Genomic DNA, 15,130 nt, shown 5'->3' with positions numbered 1-15,130 from the left:
CTTTTTAAGAGAAAATAAAGGGTGTTACTTCTTTTAAGTATGTCATAGCTTAAGCCGCTTTATATAGGCTGTTACTTCTTACTTAAGTAAGAAAAGGATCTTTTCCAAAAAATCTTTCGTGTGTTTTTCTGTTTTTGGGTGGATAATATATCATTCCTCTCCATTTCCAAAAACCAAAATCTTTAATGCATAAATTAGTGTTAATCAGTTGCCAAACTTTTATGTTGGGATGAGAGCAATTTTCACATTTATTTCTGGAGCAGTGAGAATTGTTGTTCATATAGTGTTCCACCGATACCCTTACGACCCCTGCAAATAAATCTACTATCTTTATGGATGTGGCTGCTTCTCTTCCAGACCTATCGCGCCCTCTTTTAGATATAAAAAATGGACCGCCCAGTTGAACTCCTTTCTCTTTAGCGAGATCTATTATTGTATTTTTTATTTCTTTTTCTCTTTCTGTATTTCTATCCAGAAACCACTTAATTGATGGAGGATTTGGGTAAAGTTTTTCTTCGTAGTGGTATTTTTTTAAAAAAGCAAATACTCTCATGAAACATTTTTTATATCCTTCCCATATATAGCTTTTGAAATTTTCCTTATCTATTGCAAATATGCCTTTTTCTATCTCTTTTTTATCCAGAACAAAAAAAGAGAAAAGAAAAAAATCGCAAGAAGTGCTGAAATTCTTCCATAAATAGTAATAAAAATTATACAGTCTTTGTGGGTCATGCTTAACTTTTCCTTTTAGTTCTGACCACTTTCTCAAAGGAGAATCTAAATAAGGTCTTGAGAGGTATCTCGCTGTTTCATTAAGTTTCTGTAAATTATCTTCACCTTTTAAAAGAGCTATAGATATGACAAAGCTACGTGTTCCTCCTTTGTAAGTCACACCCAAATCACCGGACTCGTCTGAAATAGCTATGAACATTTTATCCAAACCCTATTGGACAGTAAAAATAAAAAAAGCCGCTCACCCCCTATCGGGGCTGCGTCCCGATCATAGGCGGGACACGCGCGGCTTAAAAGTATTTCATCTAAATTCTATAGCAAATAATGTATATTTGTCAAGTTTTTACATGTTGAATTTATTTTAATGCAACGGCTTGATAAGTAACCCCGACAGGTAAAGTGCGAAGCACCGCAGAGTTGAGACGGGGTTTATGAAAATCTTTTCAGCCCTCCTTTACATATTTCTCTACTAATACTTTCTTTAACGATGCAATTCTCCTCTTTGCATTCGGCTATATAACCACAGCTTAATAGAGCTACAGGACAGTATTTATCTTTTGTTGGAATACAAATAGAATCAGCGCCATTTTTTCCAAAAAGACAAACATTACATAATTTTTTGTTGCACATTCTGGGTACAAAGTCAAAAGTTATGTCAAATTTTTCTGGATAGAAATCACCAATATCTTCCTTATTATTTTTCAATTGATTATAAATTTCTCTAACTATTCTTGGCATGCCCCAGGTTTTAGGAATGGAATTAAGATCTAACACATCCGCAAATAAATTATCTCTAAACAGAGGACTGTTGTTCCAGACATCACCTGGTAACTCTATTTGATCCATAGGTAAATTATTCCAAATATCAGATAACTTGTTCGCATGATTATCATCAGATGCTAACTCTTTTATAGCATTATTAAATATCTTATTATACAATCCTTTTTTATAATCTCTGATACAACACCACAATCTCTTTTTACCATATGTAGAGGTTCTTTTAAATTCTTTGAGTTTTTCTTCAAATTCCTTCTTACTGCTTAAAATCTCCAAGATTCTGCCAGGATTTGCTCTCTTACTCTCAAGATCATAGGTCAATAAATGCAAAGCACATGCCACTCTTACAAGAAGGTCATCTTTTCCTTTAAATCGTTGAATAAAATGCAATATAAAAGCGACAAGATTTCTTTTGTATTCATTTCCTCCGATAGTCGCTTTGTAATTGTCCAGAACTTCTAAAGTTTGGAATATGTTTTGGTAATCGTTAGTCACGTATCTGGATGCAAAGGTAACATTATTAGTGTTAGATTTAAATCTGAATCGTTCTTTACCTTTTTTATCTCTATATTTTTCATAATGTTCTTTGAGAATTTCTTCAGGAGATTTGTTTTTATTTCTAGAATATTCATATACCAGTTCCGAAAAGACATATCCACCCTTATCCCATACGATTTCGAATGACATTTGTCTATCGGTAATATAACAAATCCAATGTGTGAGTACTTTTTCATAATTGGTTAAATCATTTTTAAAAAAGTTTATAAAGTTATAATTGTCTTCTACGCTCCATCTAAGTGTATCTAACCAAGAAATCGTTTTGAAAATTTTAATAAGTAATTCTTTGTTTTTTATTTCTATTTTTATTTTTCTCATTATAGCACCTCATCCATAATTTTACTTAAAAGAGGCTAAACTAACCCTTTTTCTCTTAGTATATTTTTAGCCTCTTGCCCGCTTATCCTCAAATAAACAGCCGTCGTCGTTAAAGCCGAATGCCCCAAAAGATCCTGCACAATAGTAACTGGCACACCTGTCCTTAATAATTCTATAGCCCTTGTGTGTCTTAAGATGTGCGGGTGAGACAGTTCCTTTGGTATGCCTGCTTCCTGGCACCTTTCCTGAAAAACACGATAAAAGTTGCTTCTGTCAATCAAGAAGAGCCTATCTTTTATGTCCGGGTATTGAGCCAAAAAGGTGGCTATCTCACTGGTTACCTGCGGTGGGACTGGAACAATTCTTGTCTGGTTTCTCTTCTTTGGATTATGCCTCTTTAGAGTGATTAACCTCATCTCGGCATTGCGGAAGTCTATGTCTCCATATTTTGCGTTTATCACCTCACTTATCCTTGCCCCTGTAAACCGAAGAACGAGAAAGACAAGCCAGTAATTGCCTCGCTTTTTATGGTAAATTCCAGTTGATTTATCATACCAGTTTTGAAAGGCGATAGTTAAAGCATTTACCTGCTCTTCGGTTAGATAGGTTATAGCTGTTTGCCCTACCAAATAGCTGTTTTTTAATTCAATTGGTAGCATAGCTTTACTCCTCAGAATATTTATTTTATTACAACATTTACTTTAAGATTAAGTTGTATTTTGTCAAGAGAAAAGCTCTGTCTTGACAAAGAAAAATAGGTTTCATCTTTGTGGTTTTGGGAACACTTTACAACAAAATTTAGATTTTGTTGCATTTGTTTTCTACGGGCTCAAGGATGATTTTGAGTTTCATAAAACTTACCTATAAGACAAAAAATCGTCAATAGTCAAGCCAATGTCCTCTGCTATTTTTCTCAAAAGCAAAGGTGATATGTCTCTTCCCTTGTGAAAAGGAACGGTTGTAAATCTTCCGTCAGGATGTTTGAATTGTTTGTGAGAACCTACCTGCCTGACCTCTACAAAGCCAAGTTTATTGAGTATTTTGACTACTTCTTGAGGTTTGAGAACTGGGTATCTGCTCATGCCACTATATTTTGAACTCCAACAAACTCGCTCTCTGGCTCAAGAGCGCCGTCTTCCTCGAGAAGTTTTAACACTTCTTTTAAGTTTTCTATGAGTTCGTCCACTGTCTCACCTTGAGAGTGAGCACCTTTAATACCAGGTATATATCCCACATAAAGGCCAGTGTCTTTGCACTTCTCTATGATGGCAGTGTAGGTTTTCATAAGCACCTCCCAGTGCTTTTATAGAACGATAGCTTACGGATGAGGAGTTGTCAAGGAGAGAAAAATAACCCAACCTCGCAATGTTCTTCTTTTTTACTCAAGGAGGGCGGGCGTCTTCTTAAGAAAGCCCGCCCTCCCTATTTATTCTATAGAATACTATATATAACCCGCCTAAATTCCTATCAGGACAGGGATTACAGAGTGGGTGGTCGGACAATATTTCCCACTCGGTCAGATAAAATTTCCCATCTGGTCGGATAAAATTTCCCTTTTTTAGAAAAATCACAGTGAGGCGGGTTTTGGAATACTATAAGTTGTATATTGTTTTTATCATGTTATCCATGCTATCATGTAAATATGATTATATCTGTTAATTATCACGAATAAGAAAGGAACAAGAGATGGTTAGAATTCCAACAGATAGAGAGCCAATCCACCCTGGTGTTATTTTGCTTGAAGAGTTTTTGAAACCTATGGGCATAAGTCAGAAGAAATTGGCCAAAGCTATAAAGGTTCCTTACCAAAGGGTGAATGAGATAGTAAACGGTAAAAGAAGCATAACCGTAAGCACAGCCTTGAGATTGGCCAAGTTCTTTAATACCACTCCTGATTTTTGGCTGAATTTACAGCTCAGGTGGGATATGTATAAAACTATGGAGAAAGAAGAAAGTATTTTAAAAACAATTAAGCCTGAAGTGGCGTGAGCAAAACCAATAGGCATTGCAGACAGGGAAGTTGCTTGTGTTTTTTTACTCTTCATCAAAAAGTAACTCACCAGACCCTATCACCTTTTCTGCAAACTCCCTGTCGTCTGGAGATAGTTTCAAAAAGCCATACATTTTATCGGTTTTCTCTCCTGATGGGTTAATTCTATCTCTATTCTTTCAGGATTCATAGTTACCTCCTTTAAATAAGAATCATAAAAATAGGTCTAAGCAATTTTGATTAGAAAGCGGTGTGTGTGGGGGGGGGAGTCGATAGACGACCCCCACCACCGCTGGGTTTTATAGTTTTATAGTATCTAAAGATACTATATAGGGGCTTAAAATTGTTGTTTCTATACGGGGTTACAAAAATTTTTGGGATACCAAATTTCCCATTTTGGGATACCAAATTTCCCTCTGGCTTTTTCTTTTTTATCAGAATCGCATTCCAGATTTTATATATATAATTCATACATATAGCAAAATTTCACGAAAATTATTATTTGTATGCGGTGTTTCTAAAAATAACATATGTTCAAAATAGAATGAAGTCGCTTTCATTCCAATTGTATTATATTGGCTCTTAAGAGTGTCTTGGGGTACCAAATTTCCCCTATTGATTTCTTTTATTGGATGGGTTTGATTTTTGTAAATTTTTCATTTACTTCCTTTATATCTGCTCGATAATAAATCTTGCTTTCTTTGTCTAATTTGTATTCTGGTATTCCACATTTATACAAGATTTTCAAGCTTCTTTGTAGAAACTTCCTCTTCTCTGTTTCTGCAATATTTAATTCTGCTATGTGCGATGCGTAGAGTAATTCTTCTTCTGTATAGTATCGTCTCCAATAAAAGTATTTCTTTTTTCTTTTACTTTCTAATACCTCTTTTGTCCCTTGCATGTATAAGATCAGTAGAATAGCATATCCTTTATAATGTTTTAAATTTTTATCTTTGATTTGCTCGATTTTGTAAATATATTCCAAATTAATCACTATGCCTTTTTTTAAGCAAAAGTCAAAGAACCTCTTGTTTACATCTATTCTTAACACATTGACTTCTGTGTCTTCTTCTGCAATGTTATAAATATACGAGGAATACTCTGTTGTTCCGTTTGGCCATAAGTATCTTATTTCTGCATACCTAAAGCGCCTTAAAGAATTTAAAACAGTTTGTCTATTATTTTTTTTAGGGATTATTCCTCTTGTCTTGCAAATCTCCTTTAAGGATACTACTTTACTTGCGATCTCCATAGTTTTGTTTGATCTTTTAACCATTATAGTTGTTTTTTTCCAGCTTTCTGGATTTTTTTGATAGTCCTTGAGTAAAACAAATAATATCAAGAGGTCGTGAACATTTAGGCTTTCCTGTGCCCGTAATTCACACATTAGATTGCTATTTTTGTATTTTCGAATTACCTGATAATCTTTTTGTCGAGTTCGTGTTGGTAAAAAAGGTAAATAGTGTAACACACTATCTTCAATTTGCACGGTGTTGTTTTTAAAGTCTATCATAGCAATATCTTTCGTAATTTTCTTGATCCTGGAAGGGTAAATTGAAAGTGTCGATCACTATACCTTTTCTGCTTATATTACTTTTAATTGTTATGATTTTTTGTTTGTTAGGTATTTTTGTATCGCTTAACATAAAATACACTATTCGTGCCACATTAACTACTTCAGCACTTCCTCTTACCGTTTCTGTCAAAGCATCTACATGTTTACTGTCTATTTTGGATGCATCTTTTCCCCCATATTCTTGTTTTATAGTAGCAATTGTTTGGTAATCCTTATTCGTGTGGTAAATCCCAAGTAAAACAATGTTTCTTTGAGATATTGTATCTAATATTTTGTTTATAGCCTCTCTTATCATGTCGTTCTCATTTACATTCGATATAAAGTTCAATACGGGATCAAGAACTATCATGCCTATATCGTTAGTGCTTATGATTTCTGTAAGTCTTTTTAAGGCTGGAGTTGTCGTTATTTCCCCCATTCTTTTGGTTATAAAAGTTATGTATTGATTAACAATTTTGAGCTTTCTTTGCTCTAAAGGTTTTTTTAAATTTTGGTAAAAATTAACTAAATTTTTGAGCTTGAGTTTTGTTGACCATTGAGTTTCTTCTGGACTAAAATATATCATTCCTTTTCCTGTTTCTTCTACAAATTTTAAAGACAAATAATAAGCATAAGTGGTTTTTCCGACTGCTCCAGGAGCTACAAGAAGGTTTAAAACGCCTGGATACAGCTTCCCATTTAAAAATCCTTTTTCTTCTTTTGCATTCTGTAAAATATCAAGGGCATCTTCCAGAGGAATATCGTCTTCTTGTGTTTGTATTGCATGTTTTGCAAATACTATTTTTTTGTATTGACTTGGATATTTCCTGTATTTTTCTATAATTTTTTGTTTTTCTTGTTCTTCTAAGTTTTTTCGTATTCATGAAGAGTGATGAAACTAAATTGTGCGGCTATTTTGCGTGCTTCATCTTCTTGCTTAAATCTAAATAATTCATCAAAATCAGTAATTGCGTTTCTATCTTCATCTTCCTTATAAGGCGGTTCAGGCACAATGTAAATCTTGTTTTTTAAATCCTCCTGAATTTCTAAAATAAGTTCTTGTAAGGTATTTCCCCCTGCGCAATCCCAATCGGGGACAAGTATAGGAATCTTATCCTGTTCAAGTATGCTTTTAATTGTTTTTGCTTTGATACTTGAAACAGATCCAGTTGCAATTACTGGTATCGCAAAATCACTTACAAGCACAGGAGTTATTACATCGAATTCACCTTCAACTATGAAGACAAAAGGGTCAGGATGTTCAAGGAGCGTTCGAACGTTAAAAATCCCCTCTGCTTTTTCCTTAACTTTTAAAGTCTTGAATCGTTCCTGTTTTGTTTTTGCGAGTGGATCACGGATGTGAAAATGTGTTATGTTCCCATATATATCGTAATAAGCAAATATTATTTTTTCTGTATTTGCAAAAGGTTCAAATTTTTCTGCAAGCTGTAGTTTTTTAAGGATATCTGAAGATAATATTCCGATAGGGAGTTTTTTTATATTCTCTTCTTTCTCAAAGAGCAAATCCCCAAGGCGTTTGTAAAGATATGAAGCTGCCTGGTTTAAATTTAAATTTTTAATTTTTTCATAAAGGTTTTTTTTGCAAAATTTTAAAATCTGCTTGTGCCTTTTCTTGTCTTTCTTTTTCTTGTTTCCAAGATCTAAGTTTTTCTAATCTATTCTTTTCATGTTCGGTAAGCTTTTCATCCTTTTCTTTTTGCTCTAATTCTTGAAGCTCTTTTTCTTTGTCCTTTTGAAAAAGGGTTCCTGCGTATCCACAGGCAAAGCAGTGCCAGGCTACTTTACCATTGCGGGTCAGATAAATATTTAAGTTTGGATGTTTTTTATCTTTGTGGGCAGGGCAAACCCCCACCAACGCCCGCTCCTGTATTTCCATTTAAAATCATGGTTTGGATAAAGTTTTTCAAGGTATTGCTTTGTCTCCTCAAAGGCCTTGACAAACCGAATTTCTTGCCTTAAAGTTTTCATGTGTAACACTCCTTTCTGCCCCTTTTGCGGTGGAGGTTGAAGGGGCGGTTTTTGGACTTGCAAAATTGCTCAATGGGAGCATCTTTGGTCGGGGCTGCTCCTTATTGCTTTTTTCTTTTCTTAAACACATACGAAAATGGCATATCTTCTGCAAATTTTTGGGCAATCCCTGTCAGAATCCAAAAACCAATCTCTAAATCTTTTGCTTTTATTGCTTCCGTTGTTTCCATCTTCAACTTTCAACTCCTTTTTTACCTTCACCAAAAAACAACTACAAAATACATTTTTAATTCCTTTTTTTCCTTCTTTACGAAAGGATATCTCTTTTGTTGCTTTTGTTAAGTCTTTTTCTTATTTTTTCAAATTTTCATAGGCATTATAAAAGATGACATAAAATAAACTTTATTGACAATAAATGTCCTTAAATATCAAAAACAAATATTTTTAATCCTTTTATTTTGTTATTCAGTAGTGTAAAACAAAAAATAAGGAAAATAAGGAATGCGAATAAATAGCTATTCCAATAGTAATTTATTGGAAGTTTTTTCGTGTTTTCAACTACATTTTTAGTCTTTGGAAGTTTTGGAAGTCTTTGGAAGTTTTTTGTGTTTATTTTCGGATACAACATATAGAAAAAGAAGGAGGTGGGAAAATGCAAAAAGGAGAATGGGTATGGATTAAAGAAGCCCCTTCTGTTCTAAAACAAAAATATGGAATATCCCTTTCTCTTGGGTATTTAAGGCGACTTAAATACGAGAAAAAATATCCTATTTTTTCAAAACTGGGGGGTAAGGTATTTGTAGATGTGCACAAAATTTTGGATATTTTAGAGGAAAATAGACAACGGGATTTAGAGAAATGGAATCGTATTTTTTCTATTTATATTTATCATCATGATGCATAAGCTTCTCAATTGCTTGTTTCTTCGCGTCGGGTGCAAGGTGGCTATATATCTCTCAGTCATGGCTAAAGTTTTGTGTCCCATGGGCTCTTTAACTGTGTAAATTGGCGTGCCTTGCATGACTAACCAAGAGGCAAAGGTATGTCTTAAAGTGTGAAAGACAACTTTGTCTCTCGGGTCGGTTATGTTATTGTTTAGGCCTAATTTCTTAACGACTCTTTCAAATGTTCTTGACACTTTGCTTCTTGTTTTTCCATTTTTGTCTGGGAAAACAAGTCCTTGCTCTGTTTTTTCTCTCTTTTTTCGTTCCAAAAGCATATTTTTGATTTCTTCAGTCATATAAGCTGCTCTGTTTTCAGCACTTTTTGAGTCTTTTATATGAATTACACCATTTTCAAAATCTATATCTTGATGTTAAATTGGCTATTTCACTAAATCTCATACCTGTGTAGAGGGAAAGGTAAGCTATCTCATAAGTGTCTTGCGAGTGTTTTTTGAGTTCTTGTAGAAGCATTTTAGCTTCGTCCCTTGTGAGAAAGCGTATGCGTTTATTGTCTTTTTTTGGTATTTTTATGCCTCTTGTTGGATTTTCACCCTTGAAAAATCCTTGTTTTATCGCAACATTAAACATGTGTTTTACTGTTTGAATAGCATACTGTATAGTTCTGGGGGAGAGGCTTTTATCAAGCATGTCAGCCTTTATTTTTTCTATGTCGCTTGGTGTTATATCGTTTAATTTTTTTGTCTGCTAAAAACGGCGAAATATATTTTCTATAAAGTTCTATTTCTCTTCTAAGTGATTCAGGTTTTTTGTTATTTTTCTCAGAGGGAAGATAATATTGCTTCACAAAGGTATTAAATTCTATGCCTACGGGTTTTTCTGTGTATATACCTTCTATGATTCTTTGTTTTATTATAGTTTCCAATTTTTTTACATCAGCGAGAGATATGTTGGATATCAATTTCTTAACTGTTTTTTTCTCAAGTTGGATGAAAATTCTAAATCTACCAACTCGTGGTCTCGGTGTGCCGCACTTGGGGCACCGTGTATGTTTTATGCTATATTCTGTGCCACAGTTTGGACACCAAGCGTAGATAGGCATTTCTATATCCTATCATCACTTCCAATTTCCATTGGAAACATATTGGAAGTTTTTGTTCAAAACTAACAATAAAAAACTATCAAAAAAACACAAAAAATGCAAATAGTTGATATTTAAAAAACATTGTTTTGATAGGGATTTTTTTGAAAAAGCTCAGATAGAAAAGGTTTGGCAGAAAGTGTGCTTTTAGGACTTCTAATCCGTGGGTCAGAGGTTCGAATCCTCTCGGGCGCGCCAGTTTTTTGTTCAATCCACGCCTCACATATAGCGGATATCTTACAAAGAGTGAAAGAATGGAAAAGAAGAAAGCCGCTTTCTTGTTATTCAAAGACTGTTTCCTGTTCTATTTCCTATTATTACATGAGCAAAGGACAGGTAAAAATAAGAAGAAAAAGGGACATTTTTACTTTGGAAAAGGGGTATTTTTAAATTGCGTTGACACTCTTTACCCTTGACTTTCTTATATAAAACGGTAAAATTTGTGCTGGCGGTTGGGATGTCGTCTAACGGTAGGACAGCGGACTCTGGATCCGCGAGTCGGGGTTCGAATCCCTGCATCCCAGCCATTATTTGGTTTGTGGCCCCATCGTCTAGCGGTTAGGACGTCGGCCTCTCACGCCGAAAACAGGGGTTCGATTCCCCTTGGGGCTACCATTTTTTAAACATTTACTAAAGTGCTTAATTAAGGACTTAGTTGTGTCGGTTTTTAGCCTTGCAGGCGAGTTAATCTTAGGTAGCAGGTTTAAACGGCTAAGTGATAGGTTCTTAACAGATGTAAGTCTGATATACAAAAACCAACAGATAGAGTTTGAGCCATCCTGGTTTGCCATATTTTACCTGCTTGACAGATACGGCGAGTTAACCATGAGCGAGATAGCTCATCATCTCGATTTAACGCAGTCTGCTGTTAGTCAATCCATTGCTTCTTTGCAGGAAAAGGGTCTTGTCATTATAAAGCCCGATGAGAAGGATAAAAGATTCAAGGTTGTCTGCTTTACTCAAAAGGCAAAGGAGATTCTAAAGAGCGCCAAACCCATCTGGAAGCTTATAAGGACAAAGATGAGAGAGATGCTCGATGAAGGTGAAAACTCAAAATTTATGCTTGAGGCTTTAGATGAGCTCGAATCCGCTTTTAGAAGAAAGCCACTCTCAAAAAGGGTTCTTGAAAGTATAAAAAACTCAAGCTTTGCCTTTGTTAGATACGCCGATGTCTATTATCTCTCTTTAAAAAAGCTCGTGTTCGAGTGGATGTTTAACTTTGGTTGTGCAGATGAAGAGATTGTCGATGATTTCAAAGGGTTCATTAAAAAAACAGATTCTATACTTGCCGTAAAAGAGAGAGAAGTTGTTGCAGCCGTGATTTATATCAAGGATAAAAACAGTGTGCTTGTCTGCGATAAGGACGATGTTGATAACAAGGTTGCAGCATCTTTAACTTCAAAATTTTTCTCAGAAGTCAAACCTTCAAACTGCAGAGTTCTGCTTGATGCTGACAAGCCAATGATAATGGAGATGCTTCTAAACGAAGGGTTCAAGCTTTCAAAAATCACAGAAAGGGAAGATGTAAACAGAAGGGTTGCGGAGTTTGTAAAAAATGGGTGAGATATTTAGATACGGTTTAGACAATTTAACCATTGAGAATCTGATAAAAATAGCAAAGGGTGAAATTAAAGCAGAGCTTACAGAAGAAACCTTAAACAAAATAGAAAAATCCTTCAATGCCGTAGGAGAGATTTTAAAAAAAGGTGAAGCTGTTTATGGCATAAATACAGGCTTTGGAACATTGTGCAGAACAGTTATATCAAAAGAAGAAACCGACAAACTTCAGTATAACCTGCTCAAAAGTCACGCCTGTGGTGTCGGTGAACCTGTTAAGCCATTTATTGCAAAGTTAATGATGATTATAAAGGTGCACTCTTTATCGCTTGGCTATTCGGGTGTTTCAAAAGAGACAATTCAAAGAATAATCTGGCATATAGAAAACGATGCGATACCCGTTGTGCCGAGCAAAGGCTCTGTTGGTGCAAGCGGCGATTTGGCTCCTTTGGCTCATCTGTTTTTGCCGTTGATAGGTTTAGGAGAAGTGTTTTTCGAAGGCAAAAGAGTAAAAACAGAAGCAGTTTTAAAACAGTTCAACTTAAATCCGTTAAGGCTTCATCCAAAAGAAGGGCTTGCTCTAATAAACGGAACACAATTCATCAGTGCATTTGCATCATACGGAGCATATAGGTTTGAAAGGTATTTAGATTTAGCAGACATATCCGCAGCTTTGAGCATAGAAGCACTTAAGGGCTCAATTAAGCCCTTTGATGAAAGATTGCATAAAGTAAGGCCATTCAAGGGTGCTCAGATTACGGCAAGAAGGGTTTACAGCTTACTTAAAGATTCAGAAATCGTAAGGTCTCACATACATTGCCATAAGGTTCAAGACCCATATTCTTTGAGATGTGTGCCACAGGTTCATGGTGCTGCAAGGAATGCATTAGAGCATCTTAAAGAGTTGATTGAGATTGAGCTAAACAGCGTAACGGACAATCCCGTGATTTTTGATAAGGATACGGTGCTAAGTGGCGGTAATTTTCACGGCGAGCTTTTGGCTTTGGCTATTGATTATGCCACCCTTGCGGCAAGTGAAATTGGCAATATCTCAGACAGAAGAGTTTATCTTCTGCTTGCCGGCGACGATGAAGGTTTACCAAAAATGCTGCTTGAGAAGGTCGGCATAAACTCAGGTTTTATGATAACGCAGTATTTAACTGCTGCACTGTCAAGCGAGAACAAAACCTTAAACTTTCCTGCAAGTGCAGACAGCATACCAACATCATTGGGTCAAGAAGACCATGTAAGCATGGGCTCAATATCTGCAAGAAAATTCAACACCGTTTTAGACAACCTGATTTATATCTTAGCCGTTGAGTTTCTGCTTGGCGCTCAGGCGTTGGAATTTAGAAGACCATTGAAATCAACACCGTTAATTGAGTGGGTTCATGACAAAATCAGAGAAAAGGTGAACTTTGCAAAAGAAGATAGGGTTTTTTCAGAAGACATAGAGAAAGTAAAACGGCTTTTGGAAGATGGTGAAATCGTCAACTATATAAACAGACGGTTGGAGAGCTGAGATGGTGTGGAAAGGAAGGGTTGACGGAAACTTAAAAAGTCAACTAAGGTGGCATCAGGTTGTAAAACCATTTGATAAGCACAAAAAAGAAAAAGGTATATGCATCGTCGGTTTTCGGTGTGATGAAGGCGTAAAAAGGAACAAAGGAAGACTTGGTGCAAAGGATGCGCCAATCAGCATAAGAAAGGCATTGGCTTCTCTGCCGTGGCATTTTGAAAATCTGGGCTTGTATGATGCAGGCGATATAGAGTTTGACGGCAATCTTGAGTCGTCTCAGATGAAACTTGCAGAAAGGGTTGCCCAAATCAAAGAATCAACCCTTTTTCCTGTTGTGCTTGGTGGTGGCCATGAGACGGCATTTGGCTCAATCTATGGAATATATAAAGCAACAGGCAAGATGCCAGCAATTATAAACTTTGATGCACACTTTGACATGAGAGATTACTCAGCTTCACCAAGCAGCGGCACATCGTTTAGACAGATTGGAGATATCTGCAAAAAAGTTAATCAGCCCTTCAACTATTTGTGTATAGGTATACAGAAATCAGCAAACACCCAAGAACTGTTTGAGACTGCCAAAAATTACGGCGCAGACTGGATAGATATTGAGATGATACGATTTAATGTTCAGCATGCAATTAAGCACTTAAATGAGTTCTTAAAAGAGCAAGAGAGTGTTTATCTAACCATCTGCAGTGATGTGTTTGCAAGCTATTTAGCCTGTGGCGTAAGTGCTCCACAACCGTTTGGCCTTGAAATAAAGGAGTTTTTAACACTCTTTTACACGATACTAAAAAGCAACAAGATTGTAGGTTTTGATATATCAGAAGTCAACCCACAGTTGGATATAGACAATCAAACTTCGGCTTTGGCTGCAAGGATTATATTTAAACTTGTTGAAGGAATAACCTTTTAGGGAGGTGTTTTATGAAATTTAGAGCGTTTATCTTTGGTTTGGTTTTTATGTTTATCGCCACAACATCGTCCTTTGCAGCTGGAGTCATAAAAATTGGCTTTTTCGCACCTTTAACGGGCTTTGCTGCAGCTGATGGTGCAAGTGCAAAACATGGAGCCATGCTGGCGGTTGAAAAAATCAACGAAAATGGTGGAGTATTGGGCAAAAAGATTAAACTCGTCGTCTATGACGATGCCGTAAGCTCTCAGCAGGCAGTGGCTATAGCAAGAAAGCTCGTTCAGGAAGATAGGGTTATAGCTGTGGTAAGCGGCTCTTACTCAACACCCACAAGGGCAGCAGCACCAATCTATCAGAGATTCAGAATTCCACTTGTTGTAGCTTATGCAACCCATCCAGACATAACAAAGGCAGGAAACTATGTATTCAGAATTGGCTTCTTGGCAAGCGTTGAAGGAAAAGCCGGTGGCTATGTGGCAACAAAGATTTTACATGCAAAAAGGGTTGCCGTTTTAACAATGGATAACGATTTCGGAAGAGCTCTATCTCAAGGTTTTGTAAAAGAAGCTGAAAAGAACGGTGCTAAAGTTGTGGCAAATTTAAGCTTTTCTCTTGGTGAAAAAGACATGACACCCTATCTGACAAAGATTAAAGCCTTAAACCCTGATTTAATCTATTGCACTGGTTATTACTCTGAAGGTGCTTTAACCGTAAAACAGGCAAAACAGCTTGGAATAAAGGCTCAGCTTTTGGGTCAGGAAGGTTTTGACTCTCCTATGTTCTTAAAAATAGCAGGCAAATCCGCTAACGGCACGATAATAACAACAGACTTAAACAGAGATGACAAAAGACCCATAGCAAGATGGTTTATAGCACAATACAGAAAACAGTTTAATCTTGAGCCGGACATGGTCGGTGCTTCAAGTTTTGATGCAGTTTACATACTTGCAGAAGCAATCAAAGAAGCAAAAAGCACAAACCCTGCAAAAATCAGGGAAGCTTTAGCCCGCATAAAGAACTTCGACGGCGTAACGGGTGATATAAAAGGATTTACGAAAAACGGTGAAGTTATAAAACCCGTTCAAATACAGAAGGTTGTAAACGGTCAGTTTACATATTTCGGTGAGATAGACAATCTAGAGATAATAACACCATCAAATTAGAAGGGGGCTAAAG

General features: G+C 36.1%; 19 protein-coding genes and 2 tRNA genes. 8 read left to right on the top strand and 13 right to left on the bottom strand.

Annotated elements, in window-relative coordinates; translation table 11 throughout:
- Positions 1 to 82: 82 nt before the first annotated feature.
- The 5 genes from G415_RS0108825 to G415_RS0108805 all read right to left on the bottom strand — a co-directional run bounded on the left by G415_RS0108825 (position 83) and on the right by G415_RS0108805 (position 3,670).
- On the bottom strand, positions 83 to 931 hold the full coding sequence (locus tag G415_RS0108825; protein ID WP_022671324.1) for a hypothetical protein: 849 nt from the start codon (positions 929 to 931) through the stop codon (positions 83 to 85).
- Positions 932 to 1,161: 230 nt separating this feature from the next.
- A complete protein-coding gene (locus G415_RS0108820) occupies positions 1,162 to 2,385 on the bottom strand; it encodes a hypothetical protein (RefSeq protein ID WP_022671323.1) in 1,224 nt (407 codons plus the stop codon).
- A 35-nt stretch (positions 2,386 to 2,420) separates the two neighbouring features.
- Positions 2,421 to 3,044 carry a tyrosine-type recombinase/integrase gene (locus G415_RS0108815; protein ID WP_022671322.1) on the bottom strand — a complete coding sequence of 208 codons (624 nt, stop codon included), beginning with the start codon at positions 3,042 to 3,044 and terminating at the stop codon, positions 2,421 to 2,423.
- A gap of 198 nt (positions 3,045 to 3,242) precedes the next feature.
- A complete protein-coding gene (locus G415_RS0108810) occupies positions 3,243 to 3,467 on the bottom strand; it encodes a type II toxin-antitoxin system HicA family toxin (protein WP_022671321.1) in 225 nt (74 codons plus the stop codon).
- Complete coding sequence (locus tag G415_RS0108805; protein WP_022671320.1) at positions 3,464 to 3,670, bottom strand: type II toxin-antitoxin system HicB family antitoxin; 207 nt, start codon at positions 3,668 to 3,670, stop codon at positions 3,464 to 3,466. The genes G415_RS0108810 and G415_RS0108805 overlap by 4 nt, the downstream gene beginning before the upstream one ends.
- A gap of 401 nt (positions 3,671 to 4,071) precedes the next feature.
- Between G415_RS0108805 and G415_RS0108800 the strand changes: the two genes are divergently transcribed.
- Positions 4,072 to 4,374 (top strand): HigA family addiction module antitoxin, encoded by a 303-nt coding sequence (locus G415_RS0108800; protein WP_022671319.1) that lies wholly within the window; start codon positions 4,072 to 4,074, stop codon positions 4,372 to 4,374.
- A 626-nt stretch (positions 4,375 to 5,000) separates the two neighbouring features.
- Here G415_RS0108800 and G415_RS0108790 read toward each other — a convergent pair.
- The 5 genes from G415_RS0108790 to G415_RS11385 all read right to left on the bottom strand — a co-directional run bounded on the left by G415_RS0108790 (position 5,001) and on the right by G415_RS11385 (position 8,155).
- Entirely contained in the window at positions 5,001 to 5,888 is an 888-nt protein-coding gene (locus G415_RS0108790; RefSeq protein WP_022671317.1) for a hypothetical protein, read from the bottom strand.
- A complete protein-coding gene (locus G415_RS0108785) occupies positions 5,875 to 6,666 on the bottom strand; it encodes an AAA family ATPase (protein WP_272943636.1) in 792 nt (263 codons plus the stop codon). The genes G415_RS0108790 and G415_RS0108785 overlap by 14 nt, the downstream gene beginning before the upstream one ends.
- 128 nt (positions 6,667 to 6,794) lie before the next feature.
- Positions 6,795 to 7,454, bottom strand: coding sequence for a toprim domain-containing protein (locus G415_RS0108780; RefSeq protein ID WP_022671315.1), 660 nt, complete (start codon positions 7,452 to 7,454; stop codon positions 6,795 to 6,797).
- A 61-nt stretch (positions 7,455 to 7,515) separates the two neighbouring features.
- Entirely contained in the window at positions 7,516 to 7,827 is a 312-nt protein-coding gene (locus G415_RS0108775) for a hypothetical protein (protein ID WP_155825490.1), read from the bottom strand.
- 193 nt (positions 7,828 to 8,020) lie between these two features.
- The gene (locus G415_RS11385) at positions 8,021 to 8,155 is read right to left on the bottom strand and encodes a hypothetical protein (protein WP_022671313.1); all 135 of its coding nucleotides are present in this window, start codon (positions 8,153 to 8,155) and stop codon (positions 8,021 to 8,023) included.
- 416 nt (positions 8,156 to 8,571) lie between these two features.
- Between G415_RS11385 and G415_RS11105 the strand changes: the two genes are divergently transcribed.
- On the top strand, positions 8,572 to 8,823 hold the full coding sequence (locus tag G415_RS11105) for a hypothetical protein (protein WP_033378900.1): 252 nt from the start codon (positions 8,572 to 8,574) through the stop codon (positions 8,821 to 8,823).
- Here G415_RS11105 and G415_RS11445 read toward each other — a convergent pair.
- The 3 genes from G415_RS11445 to G415_RS10890 are packed head-to-tail and all read right to left on the bottom strand — an operon-like array spanning position 8,770 to position 9,923.
- Entirely contained in the window at positions 8,770 to 9,198 is a 429-nt protein-coding gene (locus tag G415_RS11445; protein WP_420319352.1) for a site-specific integrase, read from the bottom strand. The two genes, G415_RS11105 and G415_RS11445, sit on opposite strands and share 54 nt — an antisense overlap.
- A 16-nt stretch (positions 9,199 to 9,214) precedes the next feature.
- Positions 9,215 to 9,511, bottom strand: a complete 297-nt coding sequence (locus G415_RS10895) for a tyrosine-type recombinase/integrase (RefSeq protein ID WP_026939677.1) — start codon at positions 9,509 to 9,511, stop codon at positions 9,215 to 9,217.
- A gap of 1 nt (position 9,512) precedes the next feature.
- Complete coding sequence (locus G415_RS10890; protein WP_022671310.1) at positions 9,513 to 9,923, bottom strand: hypothetical protein; 411 nt, start codon at positions 9,921 to 9,923, stop codon at positions 9,513 to 9,515.
- A 492-nt stretch (positions 9,924 to 10,415) separates the two neighbouring features.
- Here G415_RS10890 and G415_RS0108745 point away from each other — a divergent pair.
- The 6 genes from G415_RS0108745 to G415_RS0108720 all read left to right on the top strand — a co-directional run bounded on the left by G415_RS0108745 (position 10,416) and on the right by G415_RS0108720 (position 15,117).
- Positions 10,416 to 10,489 (top strand) — tRNA-Gln (locus tag G415_RS0108745).
- Positions 10,490 to 10,502: 13 nt separating this feature from the next.
- Positions 10,503 to 10,577: transfer RNA gene (locus G415_RS0108740), tRNA-Glu, on the top strand.
- A gap of 42 nt (positions 10,578 to 10,619) precedes the next feature.
- Positions 10,620 to 11,525: a MarR family winged helix-turn-helix transcriptional regulator gene (locus G415_RS10995; RefSeq protein WP_162138544.1), complete on the top strand. Its 906-nt coding sequence runs from the start codon at positions 10,620 to 10,622 to the stop codon at positions 11,523 to 11,525.
- A complete protein-coding gene (hutH, locus tag G415_RS0108730) occupies positions 11,518 to 13,041 on the top strand; it encodes a histidine ammonia-lyase (protein WP_022671308.1) in 1,524 nt (507 codons plus the stop codon). The genes G415_RS10995 and hutH overlap by 8 nt, the downstream gene beginning before the upstream one ends.
- 1 nt (position 13,042) lies before the next feature.
- A complete protein-coding gene (gene hutG / locus G415_RS0108725) occupies positions 13,043 to 13,957 on the top strand; it encodes a formimidoylglutamase (protein ID WP_022671307.1) in 915 nt (304 codons plus the stop codon).
- 11 nt (positions 13,958 to 13,968) lie between these two features.
- Positions 13,969 to 15,117: an ABC transporter substrate-binding protein gene (locus G415_RS0108720; protein WP_022671306.1), complete on the top strand. Its 1,149-nt coding sequence runs from the start codon at positions 13,969 to 13,971 to the stop codon at positions 15,115 to 15,117.
- Positions 15,118 to 15,130 lie beyond the last annotated feature (13 nt).

Source organism: Hippea alviniae EP5-r (genome assembly GCF_000420385.1).
GTDB lineage: Bacteria > Campylobacterota_A > Desulfurellia > Desulfurellales > Hippeaceae > Hippea > Hippea alviniae.
This window is presented reverse-complemented; position numbering and strand designations above follow the sequence as displayed.